This is a genomic window from Sedimentibacter sp. B4 (genome assembly GCF_000309315.1).
In the GTDB taxonomy this organism is placed as follows: Bacteria; Bacillota; Clostridia; order Tissierellales; family Sedimentibacteraceae; genus Sedimentibacter; species Sedimentibacter saalensis.
This window is the reverse complement of record NZ_CANG01000677.1, coordinates 1-241: the sequence shown is the minus strand read 5'-3', so window position 1 is coordinate 241 and position 241 is coordinate 1. Positions and strand designations below refer to the sequence as shown.

Here is a 241-nt window from a genome sequence, read left to right as displayed (position 1 = left end):
CGGGCGGCATCAGGGCCAGCCCGCGGTCCTTGAGCGTGTTGTGCGCCCAGAACGGGGCGATCCGGCGCAGTTCCTGCTTGGCCTGCTCGGTGATGGTGAACCGGTCGCCGGGGCGGGAGTCGAACTCGTCCAGTTCGGCGATCACCCAGTCCATCGCGTACTCGGGCATGATCGGCGCGGCCCGGTTGGCCGAGGCCTGGTTGCCGCAGATCAGCGTGGCCGGCTCGATGAAGATCGACAA

At 68.5% G+C, this 241-nt stretch carries 1 protein-coding gene; it reads right to left on the bottom strand.

Features of this window, described 5'->3' with window-relative positions; genetic code table 11:
* A partial coding sequence (locus tag BN358_RS24100; protein WP_157593498.1) for a pyruvate formate lyase family protein occupies positions 1–241 on the bottom strand: 241 nt, incomplete at both ends.